Consider the following 2,355-nt stretch of genomic DNA (forward strand, 5'->3'; position numbering starts at 1 on the left):
GGCTGCGCCGCCTCGGGGAGAGCCTGGGGGCGGCGCGCTCATCCGCGGTCAGCCGTGCCGCGGTCGAGAAGACGTATCCGGGCGCGACCACGTGGCTGCTGCGCCGCACCTCGACGCAGTGGTGCATCGCCGTCGGAGCGGTGCTGCTGGTCGGCCTGTTGCTGTGGCAGACGCGATGAGCACCGGTGGCGATCCTTCGGAGCCGTACGGCGCCGTGGGCCGCGAACGGAACGGCGGCGAAGGCACGCGCGCGCCGAGGTCACTGCAGTGGCACCCGGGCGGCCCTGTGGTGGTGCGGCCGAACAAGTTCCTGACGGCGGGATACCTCCTGGCAGCCGTGGTCCTCGTGGTCGTCCTGCTGACGCAAGATCTCGGGCTGCCGTTCGTCTGGTGGCTCCTCGGCGCCCTGCTGGTGTTCCTGCTGATCGTGGTGGCCGAGACGCTTGTCGGCGAGGTTCGCGTGGACAACCTTGGCATCACGCGGCGGTCCCTGCGCGGCACCCGCTCGTATGGTCGTGAGGATCTCGACCTGCCCGTGTTGCACACGTACATGCGGTCCAGTCGCTCCGGTCGCCACCCCGTGCTGCGGCTGACCATCCGGCGTCTCAGCGGGCGGTACGGCTTCCAGCTCACGTCCGACCTGTACTCGGCCGACACCGTGGACAGGCTCGCCGGTCTCGTGAACGCGGTGCGTGTCTCGGACCCTCGGCCTGCCGACGTCGAGGCCCGTTACCCGGGCTCCACCCGCCCGTGGCAGCGGCACCCGGTGCTGTTCGTCATCACCGTGATGGTCGTGACCGTGGTCGTGTCGATGGTCGCTGTGACGGTGTCGGTGTGAGCGACGTCGGCCCCGGGGTCGGCCCGCACCCGCTGCCCTGGCCGGAGGATCCACGACTGGACCCGGAGCTGCTCGAGCACGGCGACCACCGCAACGTCGCCGACGAGTTCCGGTACTGGCGGCTCGAGGCGATCGTCGCAGAGCTGGACACGCGCAGGAATCCGCTGCACGTGGCGATCGAGAACTGGGGCCGCGACTTCAACATCGGCTCGGTGGTCCGCTCCGCCAACGCCTTCAACGTGGCCGGCGTCCACGTGATCGGGCGGCGGCGCTGGAATCGCCGCGGTGCGATGGTCACCGACCGTTACCTGACCGTGCACCATCACGAGGACGTCGCGGCCTTCGCGGCGTGGGCCGCCGCGGCCGGCATCCCCGTGCTCGGCATCGACAACGTGCCCGGCTCGGTGCCGCTCGAGGGCCGCGAGCTGCCGCGCGCGTGTGCGCTGCTGTTCGGCGAGGAGTCCGCCGGCCTCACGCCCGAGGCGCAGGCAGCCTGCGAGGCGGTCCTGCACATCACCCAGCACGGCTCCACCCGTTCGATCAACGCCGGCGCCGCCGCCGCGGTGGCGATGTGGGCGTGGGCGATCCAGCACACGTGAGGCCTGCACCGCGCGAGGCGCACCGGGGATCGGCGTCCGGCCACCGGCCCTGGTTACCCAGCGCCTGGCGACGGTGCCAGACTGGACCCGTATCCCGCCGTCGTTCATGGAGATTCACATGCCCATCGCAACCCCCGAGGCCTACGCCGACATGATCGACCGGGCGAAGGCTGGTTCCTTCGCGTACCCGGCGATCAACATCACGTCCTCGCAGACGATCACCGCGGCCCTGCAGGGCTTCGCCGAGGCGGAGTCCGACGGCATCATCCAGGTCTCCGTCGGCGGCGGCGAGTACGCCTCCGGCGCCACCATCAAGGACCGCGTGACCGGCTCGCTCGCGCTCGCGGCCTACGCCACCGAGGTGGCCAAGAACTACCCGATCCAGGTCGCCATCCACACGGACCACTGCGTCAAGGGCAACCTCGACTCCTGGGTCCGCCCGTTGCTGGAGATCGAGGCCAAGCAGGTCGCCGACGGCGGTCTTCCCACCTTCCAGTCGCACATGTACGACGGCTCCGACGTGCCGCTCGAGGAGAACCTCGTGATCGCCGCTGAGCTGCTCGAGCTCTCGCAGGCCGCGCGCACGATCCTGGAGATCGAGGTGGGCGTGGTCGGCGGTGAAGAGGATGGTCACGAGGCCGAGATCAACGACAAGCTGTACACCACGGTCGAGGACGGCCTTGCCACGGTCGAGGCGCTCGGGTCGGGGGAGAAGGGCCGCTACCTGACCGCGCTCACCTTCGGCAACGTGCACGGTGTGTACAAGCCGGGCGCCGTCAAGCTCCGCCCCGAGATCCTCAAGGAGATCCAGGACGAGGTCGGCTCAAAGCTCGGAAAGTACAAGCCGTTCGACATCTTCTTCCACGGTGGCTCCGGCTCGACCGCGTAGGAGATCTCCGCGGCCGTGGACTTCGGTGT

The 2,355-nt window shown here is 69.8% G+C and carries 2 protein-coding genes and 1 pseudogene; all 3 read left to right on the forward strand.

Annotated features, from left to right (window positions below):
• The first annotated feature begins 175 nt into the window (after positions 1–175).
• Positions 176–838 (forward strand): hypothetical protein, encoded by a 663-nt coding sequence (locus ACOJSN_RS14275; RefSeq protein ID WP_420113166.1) that lies wholly within the window; start codon positions 176–178, stop codon positions 836–838.
• Positions 835–1,437: a TrmH family RNA methyltransferase gene (locus ACOJSN_RS14280; RefSeq protein WP_420113167.1), complete on the forward strand. Its 603-nt coding sequence runs from the start codon at positions 835–837 to the stop codon at positions 1,435–1,437. Before ACOJSN_RS14275 ends, ACOJSN_RS14280 begins: the two co-directional genes overlap by 4 nt.
• Positions 1,438–1,555: 118 nt before the next feature.
• Positions 1,556–2,323, forward strand: a pseudogene (gene fbaA / locus ACOJSN_RS14285) (class II fructose-bisphosphate aldolase); the annotation flags it as partial.
• Positions 2,324–2,355: the final 32 nt, after the last annotated feature.

It is taken from the genome of Pseudactinotalea sp., from assembly GCF_048594945.1.
Lineage (GTDB): Bacteria > Actinomycetota > Actinomycetes > Actinomycetales > Beutenbergiaceae > Pseudactinotalea.